This window comes from Halodurantibacterium daqingense, assembly GCF_042666235.1.
GTDB lineage: Bacteria > Pseudomonadota > Alphaproteobacteria > Rhodobacterales > Rhodobacteraceae > Halodurantibacterium > Halodurantibacterium daqingensis.
This window is the reverse complement of record NZ_JBHTFQ010000005.1, coordinates 70,092-90,349: the sequence shown is the minus strand read 5'-3', so window position 1 is coordinate 90,349 and position 20,258 is coordinate 70,092. Positions and strand designations below refer to the sequence as shown.

Genomic DNA, 20,258 nt, shown 5'->3' with positions numbered 1-20,258 from the left:
CATGATCCTATACGGCACCAACCCCATTGCCTGGGCCAATGACGATGACCAGTCCATCGGCGCCCATATCCCCACCGGGCAGATCCTGCACGAGGCGGGCCCGCTCATCGGCTTTGACGGGATCGAGAACGGCCATCGCTGGCCCGAGGATCCGCAGGCTTTGAAGCGGCTGCTGGGGGAATACGGCCTGCGCTTCATATCTGGCTGGTATTCGACGCATCTTCTGGAACGCTCGCTCGAGGAGGAAATCGCCGCGGTGCAACCGCATCTGGCCAGGCTGAAGGCCAATGACTGCCGCGTCTGCATCACCTGCGAATGTTCAAACACCGTGCATGGACGGCCGGATGTGCCTGTCAACGACCGGCCGCGGCTTTCCGCGTCCGAAATGGCGAGCTTCGGCGCCAGGATCGAGGCCTTCGCGGACTACCTTGCCACGCAGGGGATCACGCTGGCCTATCATCACCACATGGGCACCGTGGTCGAAAGCCCCGAGGACATCGACGCCTTCATGGCCGCCACCGGACCACGGACACATCTGCTGTTCGATGCCGGTCATTGCGCCTTCGGCGGCGGCGACCCGGCAGCGGTGCTTGCACGCCATGTCGGGCGCGTGGCGCATGTCCATGCCAAGAACATCCGTCGTCCGATCTGCGATAGGGTGCGGGCTGAACGCCTCTCGTTCCTGCAGGGTGTTCTTGCCGGCGCCTTCACTGTTCCAGGGGATCCGGAAGGCGCGATCGATTTCGTGCCATTGCTGCGGATCCTCGCTCAGGCGGGATATGACGGCTGGCTGGTAATCGAGGCTGAACAGGATCCGGTCCAACGCAATCCGCTGAAATATCAGACGATGGGGCTCCGTGCGCTGCGCGAGGCGGCCCGTATCGCGGGCCTCGATCCACGTGCACCTGACTGAGATTGATCGGGGCGTCAGCTGTCCCTGCGCGAAGCGACCGGAGGGCCCCCTGACGCACCCGTTGGCCGGGTGCCGGAGGGGCGTCAGCCCCGACTGCCCTGCCGGCCCCTCGACGGGGCCGGCAGGGCAGGATTATCACAGACAAGAACGCAGCAGGAAAGGACAGGACGATGCCGGAATTGCTGAGAAGGCCCTTCGGCCGGCATGGCGAAACGCATCGGATCACCCCCGCCGACGCCGGTTGGCGGTATGTGGGCTTCGCTCTGCACCGCCTGCGCGCCGGGGACCGGGTGGCCGAAGCCACCGGTTCGCGCGAGGTGATTCTGGTCATGGTGGAAGGCAGGGCTGCCCTCCATGCCGCTGGTCAGGATTGGGGTGTGCTGGGCGATCGGATGGATGTCTTCGAGAAAACGGCACCGCATTGCCTTTATGTGCCCGGTGGCCAGAACTGGACGGCAACGGCGGTCACGGATTGCACCATCGCCATCTGCTCTGCGCCCGGGCGGGGCGGCCATCCGCCGCGTCGCATCGGCCCCGAAGGCATCTCGTTGACACAGCGCGGTGAAGGGTCAAACACGCGCTGGATCAACAACATCGCCATGGAGGCCGAGGATTACTGCGACAGCCTGCTGGTGACCGAGGTCTTCACCCCCGCCGGCAACTGGTCCTCCTATCCCAGCCATCGTCATGACGAGGATGACTTTCCGCGCATCACCTATCTCGAGGAAACGTACTACCACCGCCTGAACCCTGCCAATGGCTGGGCGGTGCAACGCGTCTATACCGACGACGGTAGCCTCGACGAGGTGATGGCCGTCCGCGACCACGACGTCGTTCTTGTGCCGCGTGGCCACCATCCCTGTGGTGCCCCGCACGGCTTCGAACTCTATTACCTCAATGTCATGGCAGGACCCCGTCGCAACTGGCGCTTCGTTGCCGCGCCCGAAGTCGAAGGAATTGGCTGATCGTTGCCCGATCGCCTCGGGGCCGCCCCCGCGGGCGGTCCGATCGTCGCGCCGCTGCCTGCCCCACGAGAAACAATGCCATGCGGACATGATCTGGTGCTGGCAGCAGCGACTCCAGGCGGCGCCCGGGCTGCCCCGATGCCATCACCTGTGCAGGACGCAACCGGAGCGCCCGGGGGCGCTGCCGTGAATCGCGGTCTTCGGAAAACCCTGAACAGCTGCACTGAACACATCAGCAGCCTGCACCACGCGCCGTGGCGCGCCGCCCGGCTTTCGCTGGCTTCGCGCCCCTGCCGCCGGGCAAGGGCCCTGGGATGCTTGCGCCAGAAGGCGGTCATGGCCCGCTCACCCAGCCTGCACATGCTCCGACACACCCTTCTTCCTGTGCAACTCGGCCACTCCAAAGCCTGCGGCGCGCGCAGGAGGAGTCGCCCTCAGCAGCAGGCCATCTGCGCTGTGATGAAAAACCCGTCTCCTCTGCCGCGAAACAGGCGCTTTTTCTGACAACCCCGGTTCCGCCGCGAGGGCACTGCGCAAAATTCTGGCGGCGGGACCGATCCTGCGGACAGCTATCCCTGAACAACCAGGGAGATCGGCCGGTGCGGTCACCACTTGACCTTGAACTTGTCTCTGTCACCAAACGCTACGGCGATGCCGTGGCCGTTGATGCCGTCAGTCATCTGTTCCCAGCCGGAACCTATGTCTGCCTTCTGGGGCCGTCCGGGTGCGGCAAATCCTCGACCCTGCGGATGATTGCCGGGCATGAACGTGTCACGGATGGGGCGATCCTGCTGGCGGGGCGGGATATTTCCCACCTGCCACCGGCGCGCCGCGGCACGGCGATGATGTTTCAAAGCTATGCGCTGTTTCCACACATGACGGTGCTCGACAACGTGGCCTTCAGCCTCAAGATGAAGGGGGTCGATCGCGCCACCCGCCAGCGCAAGGCCGAGGAACTGCTGGATCTGGTCGGGATGGCGCATCTCGCGCAGCGGTTGCCGGCGCAGCTTTCGGGCGGTCAGCAGCAGCGGGCCGCGCTGGCGCGGGCGCTCATTACCGATCCGCAGGTGCTGTTGCTGGATGAGCCGCTCTCGGCGCTGGACCCCTTCCTGCGCACGCGGATGCGGACCGAGCTGAAGAAGCTGCAGCGCGAACTGGGCATCACCTTCATCCACGTGACCCATGGCCAGGACGAGGCGATGGCCCTGGCTGATCAGGTGGTGATCATGAACAACGCCGTGATCGAACAGGCCGGTAGCGCGCGTGACGTGTTCAACGCGCCGAAAACCGAATTCGTGGCGCGGTTCATGGGCGGACACAATGTCATTGCCCTTGGCGGGCGCCGCCATGCGGTGCGATCGGACCGGACGCGGATCGTGCCTTCGGGCGGGGCAGGACTGGACGCAACCGTCACATCCTTTGAATTCCTCGGAACCCATGTCGCGGTCGGGCTGATCGGACCCGGCGACACCGAACTGACTGCGATGGTCCCCGACGAGGCCTTTTTCGCTGCGCCCGTCGAGCCAGGGCACACCGTCCGCGTCGGCTGGCACGAGACGGATCTGCATCTGCTCGAAGCGTGAGCGGGACCGCGAGTTGAATGAAAACCGGGCAAAGACCCGACAACAGGAGAGTGGAAGACATGACTGAAGCAAAGGGCCTGAGCCGTCGCGCGGTGCTGAAGGGCGCGGCTGCCGCCGGCGCCGCATCGACCCTCGGCGCGCCGATGATCTGGGCGCAGAACATCCAGAACATCACCCTGCGCCAGGTGGGCACTGGTGTGTCGAACCTGAACGAGATCGCCCAGAAGGTGAAGGAAGACCTGGGCTTCACGCTGGAAATGACCGCGCTCGACAGCGACGCGGCGACCCAGCGTGCCGCCACCCAGCCGGGCAGCTATGACATTGCCGACATCGAATACTGGATCTGCAAGAAGGTCTGGCCCACGGGCAACCTGCAGGCCATGGACGTGTCGCGGATCGAGCTTTACGACAAGATCGTCGGCATCTTCAAGGATGGCAAGCTGACGCCCGAAAGCACGGTGGCGCAGGGGACCGCGCCGCATACGGTGGGCTTTGTCGAGGGGCCGGGATCGACGACCTTCGTGCAGGAACAATCCGGCTGGATGACGCTGATCCCGACGATCTACAACGCCGACACGCTGGGCATCCGCCCCGACCTGATCGGCCGCCCGATCGAAAGCTGGGCCGAGCTTCTGAACCCCGAATTCCGCGGCAAGGCGTCGATCCTCGATATCTCCTCGATCGGGATCATGGACATGGCCATGGTCTGCGAGGCGATGGGCGAGATCGCCTATGCCGACAAGGGCAATATGACCCGCGACGAGATCGACCGGACGCTGGCGATCTTTACCGAGGCCAAGCGCGCGGGCCAGTTCCGCAGCTTCTGGAAGACCTTCGACGAAAGCGTGAACCTCATGGCCTCGGGCGAGGTGGTGATCCAGTCGATGTGGTCGCCCGCGATCACGGCCGTGAAGGCGCGCGGGGTCCCATGCGTCTATCAGCCCCTGAAGGAGGGTTACCGCAGCTGGGGCGGCGGTATCGGCCTTTCGGCCGGTCTGTCGGGGATGGAGCTTGATGCAGCCTATGACTACATCAACTGGTATCTGTCGGGCTGGACCGGGGCGTTCCTGATGCGGCAGGGCTATTATTCCGCCGTGCCCGAAACCTCGAAGAATTTCATGTCCGAAAACGAGTGGGGCTACTGGTTCGAAGGCAAGCCCGCGACCGCCGAGATCGTCAGCCCGCAGGGGCAGGTGATGGAGCAGGCCGGTGCGGTGCGCGATGGCGGCTCGTTCTACGAGCGGATGGGCCACGTCGCCTGCTGGAACGCGGTGATGGATGAAAACCAGTATCTTGTCCGCAAGTGGAACGAGTTCATCGCGGCCTGACCATCTCTGCCTTGGCTGACGATGCTCATGGCGAGACCGGAGCATCCGGTCTTGCCACCATGTGCCTCGGCAAGGCCGAACAGAACAACCCATGGGGCCATACTGATGCGTGCCGACACCATCCCGTCTGACAAGGCGATCACCCCGGATCGCACCCCACGTGGAGCCGTCTTCGGACCGGCCAGGGCGCAACAAGGAGCGATCATGGCCCGACTGCCTTCCCTGCCCGTATCAAGAAGCTGGCTTCTGGCAGCGCCGATCACGGCGGTTCTGGCCTTCTTTCTGCTGCTGCCCATCGTGATGATCGTGATCGTCAGCTTCTGGGGCGCGACGGAATACTCGATCTATCCCGCATTCGAGTTCGAGAACTATCGCTATCTCTTCGGGTCGGCAGTCACCTACCGGGTGTTCCTGCAGACCTTCATCTTTGCCGCCACCACCTGGGCGCTGACGCTGGTGATCGGGTTCACGGTGGCCTATTTCCTCGCCTTTCACATCCGCAGCCAGACCTGGCAGATCGCGCTTTTCCTGCTCTGCACGATCCCGTTCTGGACCTCGAACATCATCCGGATGATTTCCTGGGTGCCGTTCCTGGGGCGCAACGGGCTGGCCAACCAGGCGCTGATCTCGATGGGAATCGTGGATCAGCCGCTCGAATGGCTGCTCTTTTCCAACTTTGCCGTCACGCTGGCCTTCGTCCACCTTTACACGCTGTTCATGGTGGTGCCGATCTTCAACACGATGATGCGCATCGACAAGTCGCTGATCGAGGCGGCGCGGGACGGCGGCGCCTCCGGGTTCCAGATCCTGACCAATATCGTCATCCCGCTGACCAAGCCGGGGATCATGATCGGGTCGATCTTTGTCGTGGCGCTGGTGATGGGCGATTTCATCACGGTGCGCTTCATGTCCGGGTCGCAGACCGCGAATGTGGGGCGCCTGATTTCCAACGACATCGGGCTTTTGCAATACCCCTCGGCCGCGGCGACGGCGGTGGTGCTGCTGGCCACCGTGCTCATCACCATCGCGATCATGCTGCGCTTCGTCGATATCCGGAAGGAGCTTTGAGATGGACGAGAAACGGCCGCTTTCGTTCTATATCCTTGGTGCGTTCTTCATCCTGTTCCTGATTTTCCTCTATGGCCCCACCTTCACCATCGGCATCCTGAGCTTTCAGGGGCGGGAAGGTGGGCTGACCTTCCCCATGCGGGGGGTGTCGCTGCACTGGTTCGACCAGCTTTTCCAGCAGCAGTCGGTAGGCGACATCTGGGGCGCGTTCCGCCGCAGCCTCGTGCTGGGACTGCTGGTAATGGTGGTGACGGTGGTGGTCTCGGTCATGGCGGGCATGGCGTTCCGGCGCAGGTTCCGGGGATCGGGCGTGCTGTTCTACCTGATCCTGGCCAGCCTCGTGATCCCGTCTATCCTTGTATCACTGGGGGTGGGGCTGATCTTCAGCCAGCTGGGCTGGACGGTGCATTGGGCCAGCTCGGGCTTTGGCGCGCAGCTGACATGGACGCTGCCCTTCGGCTTCCTCATCATGCTGGCGGTCTTCAATCGTTTCAACGGGGCTTATGAGGAAGCGGCGCGCGACCAGGGTGCAAGTACCTGGCAGGTGTTCTGGCATATCGTCCTGCCGCTGATCGCGCCTTCGCTGATCGGGGTGGCGCTGTTCGGCTTCACGCTGAGCTATGACGAATTCGCGCGGACGCTGCTGACGGCCGGTAGCCGCAACACCCTGCCGCTGGAGATCTTCGGCATGACGACAAACGTCACCTCGCCGGTGCTTTACGCGCTGGGGACGCTGACGACGCTGTTTTCCTTCGGGATCATCGCGGTGTTCCTGATCGTGGCGCTGGTGATCCAGCGGCGGCGGGCGCGGCGGGTCTCGGATGCGGGCAAGGGACTGGCCTGATGCGGATCGCGGTAATCAACCCCAATTCGACGGTTTCGATGACCGAAAAGATGGCAGCGGCGGCGCGCGCCGTCACCGAGGCTGAAGTCGAGGCGCGGACCTGCGCGGGCAGCCCCCCGGCAATCCAGGGTCCGGCCGATGCCGCCGCCGCCATTCCCCATCTGCTGGCCGAGGCGCGGGCCGCCGAGGCGGGCGGCGCGAATGCGGTCATCATCGGCTGCTTCGACGACCCGGGACTGGAGGAGGTGCGGGCAGCCTTGCGCATCCCCGTCCTTGGCATTGCGCAGGCGGCCTGTCACGCGGCGATCCTGCTGGGGCATCGTTTCACCGTGGTGACGACGCTGCCGGTGTCGGTGCCAGGGATCGAGGAAAACATCCATCGCTATGGCCTTGGCCCGCATTGCCTGAAGGTCCGCGCCAGCGGGGTCGCCGTTCTGGAACTGGAAGAGCCGGAATCCGGCGCGGCGGCCCGGGTGTCTGCCGAAGTGGGCCGTGCCGTGGCCAACGAAGCGCCCGGCGCGATCCTGCTGGGCTGTGCGGGCATGGCGGATCTGGTCGGGCCCTTGTCGGCGGAACACGGGCTGCCGGTGATCGACGGTGTGGCTGCGGCCACGGTGCTGGCCGCGGCGCTGGTGCAACTCAACAGATAAGGAAACAGATGCCACGCTATCTTATGACGGCAAGCGCCCAGATGGGCCCGATTGCCCGCTCCGAGACCCGTGCCGATACGGTGCGCCGCCTGATTGCCATGATGCAGGAGGCCAAGGGCCGGGGCTGCGAACTTGTCGTTTTCCCCGAACTCGCGCTCACCACCTTTTTTCCGCGCTGGCTGATCGAGGACGAGGCCGAGCTGGACAGCTATTACGAGACCGAGATGCCCTCGGCCGCGACGCGGCCTTTGTTCGACGAGGCGGCAAGGCTCGGGATCGGCTTCTACCTCGGCTATGCGGAACTGGTGGTGGAGGGGGGCGTCAAGCGGCGCTTCAACACCTCGATCATCGTCGATGCGACGGGGCGGATCGTCGGCAAGTACCGCAAGGTCCATCTGCCCGGCACCGCCGAACCCCTGGGCGGGCGGCAGTTCGAGCATCTGGAGAAGCGCTATTTCGAACCGGGCGACCTGGGCTTTCCGGTCTTTCGCGGCTTTGGCGGGGTGATGGGCATGGCGATCTGCAACGACCGCCGCTGGCCCGAAACCTATCGCGTCATGGGTCTGCAGGGGGTGGAGATGGTGATGCTGGGCTACAACACGCCCTTTGACCACGGCAACAACCAGTGCATGGACAGCCTGACCCTGTTCCACAACCACCTGTCGATGCAGGCGGGCGCCTATCAGAACGCCACATGGGTCGTGGGCACCGCCAAATGCGGCAACGAGGAAGGGTCGCGCATGGGCGGTCAGAGCGTGATCGTCGCCCCCTCGGGCGAGATCGTCGCCATGGCCTGCACGGTCGAGGATGAGGTGATCACCGCGCGCTGCGACCTCGACATGGGCAATACCTACAAGACCACGATCTTCGACTTCGCCCGCCACCGCCGCCCCGAACACTACCGGCTGATCGTCGAGCGCACCGGCGCCATCCCCCCATCCGAGTGAGGTTTCCATGAGCATCGTCATCAAGGGCGGCACCATCGTCGCCGCCGACCGCAGCTATGCCGCCGACATCCTGATCGAGGGCGACACAATCGCCGCCATCGGCCCGAACCTTTCGGGCGACACGGTGATCGACGCCGAAGGCGCCTATGTCCTGCCCGGCGGCATCGACCCCCACACCCATCTGGAGATGCCCTTCATGGGCACCACCACCGCCGAAACCTGGGAAAGCGGCACCTTTGCCGCCGTCTCGGGCGGCACGACGATGGTGGTGGATTTCGTGATCCCCGGCGAGGGCGGCATGCTGCCGGCGCTGGACCTTTGGGCGGAACGCGCGGCGCGGCAGGCAAGCTGCGACTACGGGTTCCATATGTCGGTTACCGGCTGGTCCGAACAGATCTTCGGCGACATGGAAAAGGTCGTCGCGCGCGGGGTGAACACCTTCAAGCATTTCATGGCCTACAAGGGCGCGCTGATGGTGAACGACGACGAGATGTTCGGCTCGTTCACCCGCTGCGCCCAGCTTGGCGCGCTGCCGCTGGTTCATGCGGAAAACGGCGATCTGGTGGCGGCCTTGCAGCAGAAATACCTGGCCGATGGCGTGACCGGGCCCGAGGGCCACAGCTATTCCCGCCCGCCCGCGGTCGAGGGCGAGGCGACGAACCGCGCGATCATGATTGCCGATGCCGCCGGGGTTCCGGTTTATATCGTACACACCTCCAGCGAAGAGGCGCATGAGGCGATCCGCCGCGCGCGTCAGGCCGGCCAGCGGGTCTATGGCGAGCCGCTGATCCAGCACCTGCTGCTGGATGACAGCGTCTATGCCAGCCCCGACTGGGATTTCGCCGCCCAACGGGTGATGTCGCCGCCCTTCCGCGACAAGCGCCATCAGGAAAGCCTCTGGGCCGGGCTGGTATCAGGGTCGCTGCAGGTGGTGGCGACCGATCATTGCGCCTTCACGCTCGCGCAGAAACAGCTTGGCCGGGGGGATTTCACCCGCATCCCGAACGGCACCGGCGGGTTGGAGGACCGCATGTCCCTTTTGTGGCACAACGGGGTGGGCACCGGTCGGATCACGATGAACGAGTTCGTCGCCGTCACCTCGACCAACATCGCGCAGATCCTGAACATCTATCCGCGCAAGGGGGCGATCCTGCCCGGCTCGGACGCCGATCTGGTGGTGTGGGACCCGAAAGCCTCGAAAACCATCACGGCGGCTGGCCAGAAGTCGGTCATCGACTACAACGTCTTCGAGGGGCACAAGGTGACGGGCCTGCCGCGTTACACCCTGTCGCGCGGGGCGGTGGTCTGGGACGCAGGCCGGGGCAGCAGCCCCCAGCCCGGCCGTGGGCAGCATGTGGCGCGCCCGGCCTTTCCGGCGGTATCCCGCGCCTATGCCACCTGGAAAGAGCTTGTCGCGCCGCGCCCGGTCAACCGCGCGCCCGAGCACATGCCGATCGGAGTGTGAGAGGAAGCCATGACGAAAAAGATCATCTGCGCCTTCGGGACCGACATCGACTCGGTCGCCGGCTGGATCGGGTCCTATGGCGGGGGCGACAGCCCCTCGGACATCCAGCGCGGGATTTTCGCCTCCGAGGTGGGCATCCCGCGCCTGCTGCGGCTGTTCCGGAAATACGACCTGCGCACCAGCTTTTTCATCCCCGGCCATTCGCTGGAAACCTTTCCCGACCAGATGCGGATGATCGTCGATGCAGGGCATGAGGTCGGCGCCCATGGCTATCTGCACGAAAACCCGGTGGCGATGACCCCTTCGCAGGAAGAGGCGGTGCTGGTGAAGTCGATCGAGCTGATCGAGGGGCTGACCGGCAAGGCCCCCCGCGGCTATGTCGCGCCCTGGTGGGAAATGTCGAACGTCACCGCCTCGCTTTTGCAGAAATACGGGTTCCGATACGATCACAGCCAGGGCTACCGGGATTTCCAGCCCCATTACGCGCGGGTGGGCGATGAATGGACCACGATCGATTATTCCGGCCCGGCCGAAAGCTGGATGAAGCCCCTGAAGCACGGGCATGAGATCGACCTCGTGGAGATCGCGGCGAACTGGTATGTGGATGACCTGCCGCCGATGATGTTCATCAAGAAATCGCCCAACAGCCACGGTTTCGTGAACCCCCGCGACATCGAGCAGATGTGGCGCGACCAGTTCGACTGGGTCTACCGCGAGATGGAGTACGGCGTCTTTCCGATCACCATCCACCCCGATGTGTCGGGCCGCCCGCAGGTGCTTTTGATGCTCGAACGGCTGATCGACTACATCAACGGCCACGAGGGCGTCGTCTGGATGCCGTTCGAGGAGATGGCCGAGGATTTCCGCGCCCGCTATCCGTTTGACGGACCCGAACGCCCGGATGTCATCTGATGTGCACTGCCTGCGGGTTTCCGGCACGGCCGGGTCTGTGGACCGAGGCAGGGCTGGAAGGGCCTGGTGACCGGCTGCGCGCGCGCTTCCTGCGCGCGCAGATCTTGCAGCGCGTGCTGCGCCCCCACGGCCTGACCGCCCATGATGACGGACAGACGGCGGGCATCCAGATCGGCACGCTGTCCGGTGCGCGCCAGATCGTGGACACGGTTCCCGAGATCTGGCCCGCGGTAGAGGCGTTGCTCGGCCGGCCCTTCGATCCGCTCGATCCGGACCCGCGCGATGAAGGTTGACGGGCGGCTGAAGCTGGTGGTCCTGGGCGGCTATCTTGGCAGCGGCAAGACGACATGGCTGCGCCACCAGCTGCACAAGCACGACGCATCCACACATGTCATCGTGAACGAGGCGGCAGAAACCCCGGTGGATCATGGCCTTCTGGGCCGCGCCGCGGGGTTGAGCGTCCTTGCCGGCGGCTGTGCCTGCTGCACGGGCCGCGACGGGTTTGTCCGCGCGCTGCGCAACCTCTGCGACGGCTGGAGCCGCGCGGGCGCCCGCCGCCCCGACCAGATCCTGCTGGAGACCAGCGGACTTGCCGATCCCGCGCCGATCATCGAGGCGATCCGCAGCGATCCGGTGCTGACACATCATGTTCTCGTGTCCGGGATCATCGTTCTGGTCGATGCACAGCATGGCAGCACGCAACTGCGCAGCGAACCGCTGGGCAGGGCGCAGGTTGCCGCAGCCGATCGCCTGATCCTGACCAAGACTGCCGGCGTTGCCGACCGGACGCTGGCGCAGCTGGTCGCGGATCTGCGTGCGATCAATCCCGGAGCCGAGATCGCAGCCGCCGAGCACGGTGTGCCGCGCCTGCTTCCCGATCTGCCCATGGAGGGGCTTGCGCCGCTGCCGCCGCTGCCAGCAGCCGAAGACCTGACACCTATGGTCGCGATGCGCGTGGCACTGGAGGGCGTGAACTGGGCAGGGTTCAGCCTGTGGCTTTCGGCGGTGCTCCATGCGCGGGGGAACGATCTGGTGCGCGTGAAAGGCGTGATGCGGACACCGGCTGGCCGGCTTCTGGTGCAGGCGGTGCGCCAGCAGGTTCAGGCCCCCGAGGTATTGCCCGATGCTGCCGATGACCCTTCCGAAGGGCATCTGGTGGTGCTGGGCCGCGGCTGCAATGAGGCACAGCTTGCCCGGTCCCTGGGCATCTTCACGGCATGAGCGCCCCGGACCGCTGCCCGGTAACCGGCCGAGTCAGCCTTCGGTGGGCAGCAGGTCGGGGTTCCAGACGATTTCCCAAAGATGGCCATCAGGATCGCGGAAGTAACCCGCATAACCACCATAGAAGGTCGGCTGCGCGGGCCTGACGATCTCGGCACCTGCCCGCTCGGCTTCGGCCATGACCGCATCGACCTCGGTGCGGTGCTGCACATTATGCCCGATGGTAAAGGCAGTGGGGCTGGCCGGCGTCAGCGGCAGCCCCGTGTCATGGGCGATGTCTGCCTGTGCCCAGAGGGCAAGCTTCAGCCCGCCGGACAGATCAAGAAATGCCACGGCCCCATGGGCGTATTCAGTCCCGATAATGCCCTGCGTCGGTAGCCCCAGCCCCTCACGATAGAAGGAAAGCGCCCGCTCAAGATCGGTGACGCCAAGTGTCAGAACGGAAATTGCAGGTCTCATGCCAATACCCCAAGCAGCGGCATCCGCACCATGCGGAGGCCACGAACGCCTTGGGCCGCTGATGCCAGCGGAAGGACCCGCAATGCGGGGGCCGGGCCAACCCTCCCGAGCCTGACCTGTTTCAGGCCGGGAAATTTTAGGCGGATCGCGGCGTAACTCAACTGTTATCTGATCCCGCGACCGGAGGGCTGCACGCGGCCGCGGCGGGCAGCCTTCGCCCAGGCTCGCCGATCATGGCGGGCGCCACACGGTCACCCTTGGCATGGGGCGTAGTCCTCCAGGGAATGCCTGCGGCACCGACTCCGCCGAGGCTGAACGAGGCTTGCACTGCCGGTGCATGCAACTGCCGCGCTCGCCCCGGATATTCCTTCTGGCATTTCCGCCCCGGCGGGATCAGGCTGCAACGAAATCCCGCACGAAATCGGTTGCCGGCCTGGCGCGGATTTCTTCGGGCCTGCCGATCTGCTCGATCCGGCCCATGGACATGACAACAACCAGATCGGCCAGTTCCATCGCCTCGTCCTGATCGTGGGTGACAAAGACGGTCGTGAGGCCGGTTTCGTCGTGAATGTCCCGCAGCCCCTGGCGAAGCTCTTTCCGCACCTTGGCGTCCAGCGCGCCGAAGGGTTCATCCAGCAGCAGCATGCGCGGCTCGATCGCCAGCGCCCGCGCCAGGGCAACGCGCTGGCGCTGCCCGCCCGACAACTGGGTCGGATACCGGTGGGCAATCTGCGGCAGCTGGATCAGATCCAGAAGTTTCAGCACGCGCCGGTCGATTTCGGCATTTGAGGGCCGGGCGGCGCGCGGCCGGGCGCGGAGCCCATAGGCGATGTTCTCGAACACGGTCATGTGCCGGAACAGGGCATAGCTCTGAAAGACGAATCCGGCGCGGCGATCCTGGACGGTCATTCCCGTCGCGTCCTGCCCGTTGAAAAGCACCCGTCCCGATGTCGGGAACTCAAGCCCGCCGAGGATGCGCAAGAGCGTCGTCTTGCCGGATCCCGACGGCCCCAGCAGCGCCACGAGCGCGCCGGAAGGGATGGAAAGGGACACCGGGTGCAGTGCGGTCGTGGTGCCGAATTCCTTGGCGATGTCGTCGATGTCGATATGCATGATGTCTTCTCGCAGGGGCCTCAGTGGCGGCGGGTTGCGGCAAGCTGGTCTGCATGGCGCAGCTCCAGCACGGTTTTCAGCATCAGTGTCAGCAGGGCGAAGCCGGTCAGCAGCGCCGCCATGGAAAAGGCCGCAACCGAGAGATATTCGTTGTAGAACATCTCGATCGTGATCGGCATGGTCGCGGTCTGGCCTCGGATCTTGCCCGATACCACGGCGACGGCCCCGAATTCGCCCATCGCGCGGGCGGTGCAAAGGAGCGTGCCGTAAAGGAGCGCCCACCGGATGTTCGGCAGCGTCACGGTGCGGAATACCCGCCACCCCGAAGCGCCCAGCGTCAGCGCGGCCTCTTCCCCGGATCGGCCCTGTTCGATCATCACCGGGATCAGCTCGCGGGCCACGAAGGGGAAGGTCACGAAGACGGTGGCAAGGACGATGCCGGGGACCGCAAAGACGATCGGGAAGCCGTTGGCCACGAGCCAGCCGCCCATGGCCGAATTGGCGCCGAACAGCAGCACGATGCAAAGCCCCGCGACCACCGGGCTGACGCTGAAGGGCAGGTCGATCAGGGTGATGAGGAAGGCCTTGCCGCGAAAGTCGAACTTGGTGATGAACCAGGCCGCCGCGATGCCGAAGGCCGCGTTCATCGGCACGGCAATCGCCGTGATCAGCAGCGTCAGGCGGATCGCGGCCAGCGCGTCGCGGCTATGCAGGCTGGCCAGGGCGGCGGTCCACCCCCGCGCCAGCGCCTCGACGAAGATGATGGCCAGCGGCGCGCCGACCAGCAGCAAGAGACCGCTTGCCGCAACCGCGATCAGGGCGATGCGGACGACGGGGCCTTCCTCGGTGGGGCGGCGTGGAGCGCGAGCCGGGGCCAGGCGGTGTAGCATTGCGTCAGACATGACCGATCCTTCTGCGGCTCCAGATCTGGATGAGGTTGATCGCCAGCAGCATCGCGAAACTGATGACCAGCATGGCAATGCCGATGGCAGCGGCAGCGTCGTAATCGAACTCTTCCAGCTGGATGACGATCAAGAGCGGCGCGATTTCCGTGCGCAGCGGGATGTTTCCGGCGATGAAGATCACGGATCCGTATTCACCGACCGCACGGGCAAGCGACAGGGCAAAGCCTGTCAGCGCGGCCGGCATCAGCATCGGCAGGACCACACGGTAGAGCGTATAGGCGCGCCGCGCCCCAAGCGTTGCCGAGGCTTCCTCGACCTCGGTTTCGATCTCCTCTATCACCGGCTGCACGGTGCGGGCGACGAAGGGCAGGCCGACGAAGACCAGGGCCAGGAAGATGCCCCATTGGCTATAGGCGATCTTCCATCCGATCTGCGCGGCAAGCCCGCCCAATGGTCCGGTTGGCGCATAAAGGGCAGTCAGGGCGACGCCTGCGACGGCCGTGGGCAGGGCGAAGGGCAGATCGACGGCGGCGTCGATCAGTCGCTTGCCGGGGAAGCGATAGCGCACGAGCACCCAGGCCAGGATGACGCCAAAGACCAGGTTGAAGGCTCCCGCCAGAAATGACAGCCGGAACGACAGCCACAGCGCGGCCCAGACGCGTGGACGATTCACGACCTCCCAGAGGTTTGCGGCGCCAAAGCTGGCTCCCTTGGCCAGCAGGGCGCCAATGGGCAGGATGACGACAAGCGACAGCATGAACAGGGTGATGCCGGACGAAAGGCCAAGGCCCGGCATCGCACTGCGCTGGATCAGGGGGAGGGGCCTGACCATCATCGCACCGTGTAGATCTGATCGAAGATGCCACCATCCCCGAAATGCTGGGGCTGCACCTGCGCCCAGCCACCCAGCTCGTCGATCGTCACCAACTCCAGCTCGGGAAAGCGGGCGACATCCTCGGGTGCGGCCGCGCTGGCATCCCAGGCGCGATAGAAATGCTTGAAGGCCAGCGCCTGCCCTTCCGGCGTGTAGAGATAGTCCAGATAAGCTTCGGCCAGGGCGCGCTGATCGTCGCCGGCGATATTGCCCTCGACCAGCGCCACCGGCGGCTCGGCCAGGATCGAGAGGCTGGGGACCACGATATCGAACTGATCCTCGCCGAGTTCCTCGAGTGCCAGATAGGCCTCGTTTTCCCAGGCCAGCAGCACGTCACCGATGCCGCGTTGCGCGAAAGTGGTGGTGGCACCGCGTGCGCCGCTGTCCAGAACAGGCACGTTGGCGAAAAGCTGGCCGACAAAGGCTTGCGGATCGCGATTGTTGCGGTCTGCCCAGGCCCAGGCGGCCAGGTAGTTCCAGCGGGCGCCGCCACTGGTCTTCGGGTTGGGGGTGATGACCTCGACATCCTCCCGTACCAGATCCCCCCAGTCGGCAATTCCCTTCGGGTTGCCGTCGCGGACCAGGAAGACGATGGTCGAGGTGTAGGGGCTGGAATTGTGCGGCAGGCGAGACTGCCAGTCGGCGGGCAGTTTTCCGGTATCGTGCGCGATGCGGTCGATATCACCGGCCAAGGCCAGTGTCACCACCTGCGCATTCAGCCCGTCGATGACCGCCCGCGCCTGCGCGCCCGATCCGCCATGGCTGGTCTCGATCACCGGCGCGGGATTGCCCTTGGCGGTCCACCAGTCGGTGAAGGCTTCGTTGAGTTCGCGATAAAGCTCGCGCGTCGGGTCATAGCTGACATTCAGCAGGCCTTGCGCATGGGCCGGCAGCGCCAGGAACGTGAAGGCAAGGAGTGCAGGGCGGAGATACATCGGAGCCTCGTGATGGATGCTGTGGATTGGGTTCAGGATCGAGTCAGACGGCGTCGAGGGGCACGGGGCCGATCGGCCGGCCCGACAAGATGCGACGGCGGGGGCGAGGTGTGCCGTGGCCGTCGGCACCGACGGAAAGGCATGGCCGCTGCGCCAGATCCCGCACCCGAAGCCGATGAGGATCGGCGCAAGCGTTCGGGATGCCGTCGGTTGCGGCGGGTAGCCTGCCGGTGCGAAAGCGCGGTTCAAGCGCGGGATGGGCCGGCTTGCCGTCTTCCTGGGCGGAAGTTCTGGCCGAATCAGGATGGTGCTTCTTCGAGGCCACGGGCCGTTGTGCCGGGGGTTTGCCCCGGTCTGCCAAGGCTGGGGGAGGGTCTGTCGGGGCTGGGTGAAGGCGCATCTGGGAAACCTCTGCATGGCCATCTTGTCCCGAATTACGACAGATAAAATCGTCTTTGGCAAGCAAATAATCTCGGGAGATTTTGTCGTGATAAAGCGACGCCCGGGTGGGGTTGATCCCTGCGGCGGCAATCCGGCCGCGCGGGCGCCTCACCGGGGCGGGACCGGTCCAACCGCGCGGAACCGCGATGCATCGCCCCTGCGCAGTTCAGTATCCTGTCTGTCCGTGCCTTCCGAGGCTGTCGGGCTGCGATCAACGGCGGGATCGCCGCCGATGGCGGATGCGGCGTCTCCGACCGGCCTCTCCGGGCCGCGAAGTCTGCGCAGCCCGCCTCTTTGTAGGGCAGGGCACCCGGCTGCATCACCGCAGGCTCCGATGGATGAAACCACCCCTGACAGGCCCAGCCGGGGGGCCTGCCCGTGGCAGAAGGACAGCAGGATGGGCGGCGGCTGCCCGAGCCTCAGTAGGCCAGCGAGGGAAGCCAGAGCGTCAGGATCGGGAAGGCGATCAGGATGATCAGCGTCAGAAGGTCCATTGCAAGGAACCAGGTGATCCCGCGGAAGATCTCGGGCAGGGTAACCCTGTTGTTGAGCGCGCCGTTGATCATGTAGACGTTCAGGCCGATCGGCGGGGTGATCAGGCCGATCTCCAGCAGCTTGATCACGATGATCCCGAACCAGATGGGGTTGATACCTGCCTCGTTCACCAGCGGCACGAGGATCGGCAGCGTCAGGAGCAGCAGCCCGATGCTGTCGATCAGCATCCCCAAGATCAGGAAGATGATCGCGACGGCCAGCAGAATCCACCAGGTTTCGGTGCTGACCGACAGGATCGCGTCGGCAAAGGCGCGGGGAAACCCCGAGAGCGCAAGGAAGCGGGTGAAGAAGAGCGAGCCGATCAGGATGATGAAGATGGAGGCGGTGGAAACCACGGCCTGCGATACCGCCTCGAACAGGGCCGCGCGGGTCAGCTTGCGCCGGACGGCCGCGATCACCAGCGCCGCAAAGGCGCCCAGGGCACCCGCCTCGGTTGGGGAAAAGGCCCCCGAGAAGATGCCCCCCAGCACCACCAGGATCAGCGTGGGCAGGGGCCAGACATCGCGGAAGGCCTCGCGGCGTTCTTCGGCCGTGGGCTCGAACCGGACGCTGCCGGCAAGCTCGGGCTTCAGCTTCACGCGGATGACGATCATCGCCATGTAGATCAGCGCCGACAGGATGCCCGGGATGAACCCCGCCATGAACAATTGCCCCACCGATACCTGTGCATAGACCCCGTAAAGGATCAGCAGGACGGACGGGGGGATCAGCGAGCCCAAGGTTCCCGACGCCGCGATCGTCCCCGTCGCAAGCCCGCGGTCATAGCCGTTGTCCAGCATTTCCGGCACTGCCATGCGCGACATGGCCGAGGCGGTCGCCACCGAGGATCCCGAGGCCGCGGCAAAGAAGGCACAGGCACCCACCGAGGTGATCGCAAGCCCCCCCGGCAGCCGCGCAAGGTAAAGCCGCAGCGACAGGAACAGCCCCCGCGTCATGTCGGTGGAGGAACAGATGAAGCCCATCAGCAGGAACATCGGCGCCGCCGAAAGCTCCCACTGTCCCACATAGTCGAAGGGCGTGGCCGAGATCATGCCCCAGGCCACGTTCATGTTGAACATGACCGCGATGCCAACGATCGACACCAGGCCAAGCGCCAGTCCGATGGGGATCCGTATCGCGATCAGGACCAGTGCGACGACAATGCCGGCGACACCGACTTCAAGGTTGGTCATATCGACGTCTCCGAACAGGGTTCCGGCCTGGCGATCACAGGGCCTGCCTGCGCAGGATCGCGCGACCCAGATTTGCCAGGATGGCAAGCAGCGCGCCGGCAAAGCCGATCGGCAGCGCCCAGCGGGCCGGCCAGATCAGGAAGCGGAAGTTGCTCATCGCCTCTTCGCCGCGCCGGGTGGCGCGAAGCGCATCGGACAGCGATTGCCAGAACAGCATCCCGAAAAAGGCAAGCCCAAGCACACAGGCCAGGATATAAAGCGCAAGCTGCACGCGCGCCGGCATCATCTGCGCGAAAAGATCGACGCGGATGTTTTCGTTCTTCATCTCCACATGGCCGAGACCAAGGAAAACCAGCGCCACCATGTAGTAGAACGATACCCATTCCAGCGTGCCGACGATCTGCCCGTTGAAGAAATAGCGCACGCCGACATCAAGCGTGATGTGCAGCATCATCAGGACCATCACCAGCCCGGCGGCAGCCGCGGTGCCGATGTTCAGCCAGCGGATGATCCCATCAAGGAACCGCATCATGAAGCCTCGCAACAGGGTGGTGAAACGGCGGGCCCGTCCGTTCTGGGCCCGCCGGGTGTCATTGCACGCCGTAGGTTGCCGCGTCGATCTTGCTGAAGATCTCCTGCATCGCAAGCTCGGTCAGCGCATCTTCGTCGCTGATATCGACATTTGCCAGAAGATCCTGCCATTTCTGCATCGTGGCCTGGAAGTCGCCGATCAGCGCCTCGGGCTCGGCGATGCCGAAATCGGTGCGGGCCTTTTCGGCGGCATCCGCCGAGGTCCGTTCGCGGAAGGCCGCGACATGATCGGCAAGATCGGCTTCGGGTTCATAGACATTGCCGCCGGCATCAAGCGACGCCTGAAGGCCGGCCTCGACCTTTTCGGTATAGGCGATGACCATCCGCGCCATGGAGCGGGCCGAGGCCTCCATCAGCACTTCGCGCTGTTCCGAGGTCAGCCCGGCCCAGAACCCTGGGTTGTAGCCCCATTGCGGCCCCGACCAGTACATGCCGGTGGACAGCAGCGTCGTGTGCTTGGCCACCTCGAGCAGCGAACGGTCCACAAGGTCGCTTGCCGCATTCGTGGCGCAATCGAGGCTGCCGCGCTCAAGGCCCGTATACATCTCGCTTGAGGGGACGTTGACGGGGATACCGCCGGCCTCCTCGACCCAGACCGAGACGGCCGAACCGGCCGTCCGGATGCGCTTGCCGCGGATTTCCTGCAGGGTGCGCACCGGGCTGGAACACATCAGCACATAGGCAGGTGTCGCATAAGCGCCGAGATAGACAAGGCCGTTCGCCTCCCATTCGGCAAGCTGGAGGGGGTTGTTCATCGAGAAATCGGTGACGGCAAAGATCGCCGTGGTGGGATCGGAATAGGCAAAGCCGAGTTCCTGCACCGCATTCGCCACCGGAAGGTCCGAGGGCGTATAGATCGCGGCGTGGTGTGCAACCTGCACGACATTGTCCTGGATGCCCTGCAAGGCCGCCCGCGGAGCAAGCAGCACGGTGCCGGTAAAGACCTCGGGCACGAGATCGCCGTCGGAAAGATCCTGCACAAGCTCGGCCCAGCGGATATATCCTTCGCCCGACATCGGCACGGCGCCTTCATAGAAGCTGTTGGCGATGAAGTTCGTCTGCGCCGAGACGCTGCCCGCAAGGATACCGGCAAGTGCGGTGAAGGCCATAAGTCGTTTCATCATCTTCTCCCTGTCATGATCCGCAGGCGGATCTGGTTTTGATTCTGGTTGGGTGGTTCTTCGGGTGTCGTCCTGTCCCGCGTCTGCCCGGGGGGCGGTTGCCTGCCGGAACGGGTTTGCCGGGTCTTCGGTCTTCTTCTGCGACGCTTGCGAAGGGGGCAGTGCCACGGAACGGGCTTGCGCCCGCCCGATCTTG

20 protein-coding genes are annotated in these 20,258 nt (G+C 64.9%); 12 read left to right on the top strand and 8 right to left on the bottom strand.

Going from position 1 to position 20,258, the window contains the following annotated elements; all coding sequences use genetic code 11:
- Window position 1: 1 nt before the first annotated feature.
- The 12 genes from iolE to ACFQXB_RS10215 all read left to right on the top strand — a co-directional run bounded on the left by iolE (window position 2) and on the right by ACFQXB_RS10215 (window position 11,896).
- Window positions 2-913, top strand: coding sequence for a myo-inosose-2 dehydratase (gene iolE, locus ACFQXB_RS10270; RefSeq protein ID WP_377403054.1), 912 nt, complete (start codon window positions 2-4; stop codon window positions 911-913).
- 170 nt (window positions 914-1,083) lie between these two features.
- Window positions 1,084-1,878: a 5-deoxy-glucuronate isomerase gene (gene iolB, locus ACFQXB_RS10265; RefSeq protein WP_377403052.1), complete on the top strand. Its 795-nt coding sequence runs from the start codon at window positions 1,084-1,086 to the stop codon at window positions 1,876-1,878.
- A gap of 599 nt (window positions 1,879-2,477) precedes the next feature.
- Window positions 2,478-3,461, top strand: a complete 984-nt coding sequence (locus ACFQXB_RS10260; protein WP_377403050.1) for an ABC transporter ATP-binding protein — start codon at window positions 2,478-2,480, stop codon at window positions 3,459-3,461.
- Between the two features lie 59 nt (window positions 3,462-3,520).
- Window positions 3,521-4,789: an ABC transporter substrate-binding protein gene (locus tag ACFQXB_RS10255; RefSeq protein ID WP_377403048.1), complete on the top strand. Its 1,269-nt coding sequence runs from the start codon at window positions 3,521-3,523 to the stop codon at window positions 4,787-4,789.
- Window positions 4,790-4,993: 204 nt separating this feature from the next.
- Window positions 4,994-5,857, top strand: coding sequence for an ABC transporter permease (locus ACFQXB_RS10250; RefSeq protein ID WP_377403046.1), 864 nt, complete (start codon window positions 4,994-4,996; stop codon window positions 5,855-5,857).
- 1 nt (window position 5,858) lies between these two features.
- Window positions 5,859-6,701, top strand: a complete 843-nt coding sequence (locus ACFQXB_RS10245) for an ABC transporter permease (RefSeq protein WP_377403044.1) — start codon at window positions 5,859-5,861, stop codon at window positions 6,699-6,701.
- Window positions 6,701-7,351 carry an aspartate/glutamate racemase family protein gene (locus ACFQXB_RS10240; RefSeq protein ID WP_377403042.1) on the top strand — a complete coding sequence of 217 codons (651 nt, stop codon included), beginning with the start codon at window positions 6,701-6,703 and terminating at the stop codon, window positions 7,349-7,351. The genes ACFQXB_RS10245 and ACFQXB_RS10240 overlap by 1 nt, the downstream gene beginning before the upstream one ends.
- An 8-nt stretch (window positions 7,352-7,359) precedes the next feature.
- Entirely contained in the window at window positions 7,360-8,298 is a 939-nt protein-coding gene (locus tag ACFQXB_RS10235) for an N-carbamoyl-D-amino-acid hydrolase (protein WP_377403040.1), read from the top strand.
- Window positions 8,299-8,305: 7 nt separating this feature from the next.
- Window positions 8,306-9,763, top strand: a complete 1,458-nt coding sequence (gene hydA / locus ACFQXB_RS10230) for a dihydropyrimidinase (RefSeq protein WP_377403038.1) — start codon at window positions 8,306-8,308, stop codon at window positions 9,761-9,763.
- Between the two features lie 9 nt (window positions 9,764-9,772).
- Window positions 9,773-10,675, top strand: a complete 903-nt coding sequence (locus ACFQXB_RS10225; protein WP_377403036.1) for a polysaccharide deacetylase family protein — start codon at window positions 9,773-9,775, stop codon at window positions 10,673-10,675.
- On the top strand, window positions 10,675-10,968 hold the full coding sequence (locus ACFQXB_RS10220) for a hypothetical protein (protein ID WP_377403034.1): 294 nt from the start codon (window positions 10,675-10,677) through the stop codon (window positions 10,966-10,968). The genes ACFQXB_RS10225 and ACFQXB_RS10220 overlap by 1 nt, the downstream gene beginning before the upstream one ends.
- The gene (locus tag ACFQXB_RS10215; RefSeq protein WP_377403032.1) at window positions 10,958-11,896 is read left to right on the top strand and encodes a CobW family GTP-binding protein; all 939 of its coding nucleotides are present in this window, start codon (window positions 10,958-10,960) and stop codon (window positions 11,894-11,896) included. The genes ACFQXB_RS10220 and ACFQXB_RS10215 overlap by 11 nt, the downstream gene beginning before the upstream one ends.
- Window positions 11,897-11,929: 33 nt before the next feature.
- Here ACFQXB_RS10215 and ACFQXB_RS10210 read toward each other — a convergent pair whose 3' ends face one another.
- The 8 genes from ACFQXB_RS10210 to ACFQXB_RS10175 all read right to left on the bottom strand — a co-directional run bounded on the left by ACFQXB_RS10210 (window position 11,930) and on the right by ACFQXB_RS10175 (window position 20,062).
- Window positions 11,930-12,355 (bottom strand): VOC family protein, encoded by a 426-nt coding sequence (locus tag ACFQXB_RS10210; protein ID WP_377403030.1) that lies wholly within the window; start codon window positions 12,353-12,355, stop codon window positions 11,930-11,932.
- 393 nt (window positions 12,356-12,748) lie between these two features.
- Window positions 12,749-13,468 carry a sulfate/molybdate ABC transporter ATP-binding protein gene (locus ACFQXB_RS10205; protein ID WP_377403028.1) on the bottom strand — a complete coding sequence of 240 codons (720 nt, stop codon included), beginning with the start codon at window positions 13,466-13,468 and terminating at the stop codon, window positions 12,749-12,751.
- A gap of 20 nt (window positions 13,469-13,488) precedes the next feature.
- Complete coding sequence (cysW, locus tag ACFQXB_RS10200; protein ID WP_377403026.1) at window positions 13,489-14,370, bottom strand: sulfate ABC transporter permease subunit CysW; 882 nt, start codon at window positions 14,368-14,370, stop codon at window positions 13,489-13,491.
- Entirely contained in the window at window positions 14,363-15,208 is an 846-nt protein-coding gene (gene cysT / locus ACFQXB_RS10195) for a sulfate ABC transporter permease subunit CysT (protein ID WP_377403024.1), read from the bottom strand. The genes cysW and cysT overlap by 8 nt, the downstream gene beginning before the upstream one ends.
- Window positions 15,205-16,182 (bottom strand): sulfate ABC transporter substrate-binding protein, encoded by a 978-nt coding sequence (locus ACFQXB_RS10190; RefSeq protein ID WP_377403022.1) that lies wholly within the window; start codon window positions 16,180-16,182, stop codon window positions 15,205-15,207. Before ACFQXB_RS10190 ends, cysT begins: the two co-directional genes overlap by 4 nt.
- An 860-nt stretch (window positions 16,183-17,042) precedes the next feature.
- Window positions 17,043-18,350 (bottom strand): TRAP transporter large permease, encoded by a 1,308-nt coding sequence (locus ACFQXB_RS10185; RefSeq protein WP_377403020.1) that lies wholly within the window; start codon window positions 18,348-18,350, stop codon window positions 17,043-17,045.
- A gap of 34 nt (window positions 18,351-18,384) precedes the next feature.
- The gene (locus ACFQXB_RS10180) at window positions 18,385-18,882 is read right to left on the bottom strand and encodes a TRAP transporter small permease subunit (protein ID WP_377403018.1); all 498 of its coding nucleotides are present in this window, start codon (window positions 18,880-18,882) and stop codon (window positions 18,385-18,387) included.
- 58 nt (window positions 18,883-18,940) lie between these two features.
- A complete protein-coding gene (locus ACFQXB_RS10175) occupies window positions 18,941-20,062 on the bottom strand; it encodes a C4-dicarboxylate TRAP transporter substrate-binding protein (protein WP_377403016.1) in 1,122 nt (373 codons plus the stop codon).
- Between the last annotated feature and the right edge of the window lie 196 nt (window positions 20,063-20,258).

Coding starts and splice junctions, on each gene's coding strand:
- ACFQXB_RS10220 (WP_377403034.1), top strand. CDS start 10,675: ATGTGCACTGCCTGCGGGTTTCCGGCACGGCCGGGTCTGTGGACCGAG.
- cysW (WP_377403026.1), bottom strand. CDS start 14,370: ATGTCTGACGCAATGCTACACCGCCTGGCCCCGGCTCGCGCTCCACGC.
- ACFQXB_RS10255 (WP_377403048.1), top strand. CDS start 3,521: ATGACTGAAGCAAAGGGCCTGAGCCGTCGCGCGGTGCTGAAGGGCGCG.
- ACFQXB_RS10185 (WP_377403020.1), bottom strand. CDS start 18,350: ATGACCAACCTTGAAGTCGGTGTCGCCGGCATTGTCGTCGCACTGGTC.
- ACFQXB_RS10180 (WP_377403018.1), bottom strand. CDS start 18,882: ATGATGCGGTTCCTTGATGGGATCATCCGCTGGCTGAACATCGGCACC.
- ACFQXB_RS10245 (WP_377403044.1), top strand. CDS start 5,859: ATGGACGAGAAACGGCCGCTTTCGTTCTATATCCTTGGTGCGTTCTTC.
- ACFQXB_RS10205 (WP_377403028.1), bottom strand. CDS start 13,468: ATGCATATCGACATCGACGACATCGCCAAGGAATTCGGCACCACGACC.
- ACFQXB_RS10215 (WP_377403032.1), top strand. CDS start 10,958: ATGAAGGTTGACGGGCGGCTGAAGCTGGTGGTCCTGGGCGGCTATCTT.
- hydA (WP_377403038.1), top strand. CDS start 8,306: ATGAGCATCGTCATCAAGGGCGGCACCATCGTCGCCGCCGACCGCAGC.
- ACFQXB_RS10225 (WP_377403036.1), top strand. CDS start 9,773: ATGACGAAAAAGATCATCTGCGCCTTCGGGACCGACATCGACTCGGTC.
- ACFQXB_RS10210 (WP_377403030.1), bottom strand. CDS start 12,355: ATGAGACCTGCAATTTCCGTTCTGACACTTGGCGTCACCGATCTTGAG.
- iolE (WP_377403054.1), top strand. CDS start 2: ATGATCCTATACGGCACCAACCCCATTGCCTGGGCCAATGACGATGAC.
- ACFQXB_RS10250 (WP_377403046.1), top strand. CDS start 4,994: ATGGCCCGACTGCCTTCCCTGCCCGTATCAAGAAGCTGGCTTCTGGCA.
- iolB (WP_377403052.1), top strand. CDS start 1,084: ATGCCGGAATTGCTGAGAAGGCCCTTCGGCCGGCATGGCGAAACGCAT.
- ACFQXB_RS10240 (WP_377403042.1), top strand. CDS start 6,701: ATGCGGATCGCGGTAATCAACCCCAATTCGACGGTTTCGATGACCGAA.
- ACFQXB_RS10235 (WP_377403040.1), top strand. CDS start 7,360: ATGCCACGCTATCTTATGACGGCAAGCGCCCAGATGGGCCCGATTGCC.
- ACFQXB_RS10175 (WP_377403016.1), bottom strand. CDS start 20,062: ATGAAACGACTTATGGCCTTCACCGCACTTGCCGGTATCCTTGCGGGC.
- ACFQXB_RS10190 (WP_377403022.1), bottom strand. CDS start 16,182: ATGTATCTCCGCCCTGCACTCCTTGCCTTCACGTTCCTGGCGCTGCCG.
- cysT (WP_377403024.1), bottom strand. CDS start 15,208: ATGATGGTCAGGCCCCTCCCCCTGATCCAGCGCAGTGCGATGCCGGGC.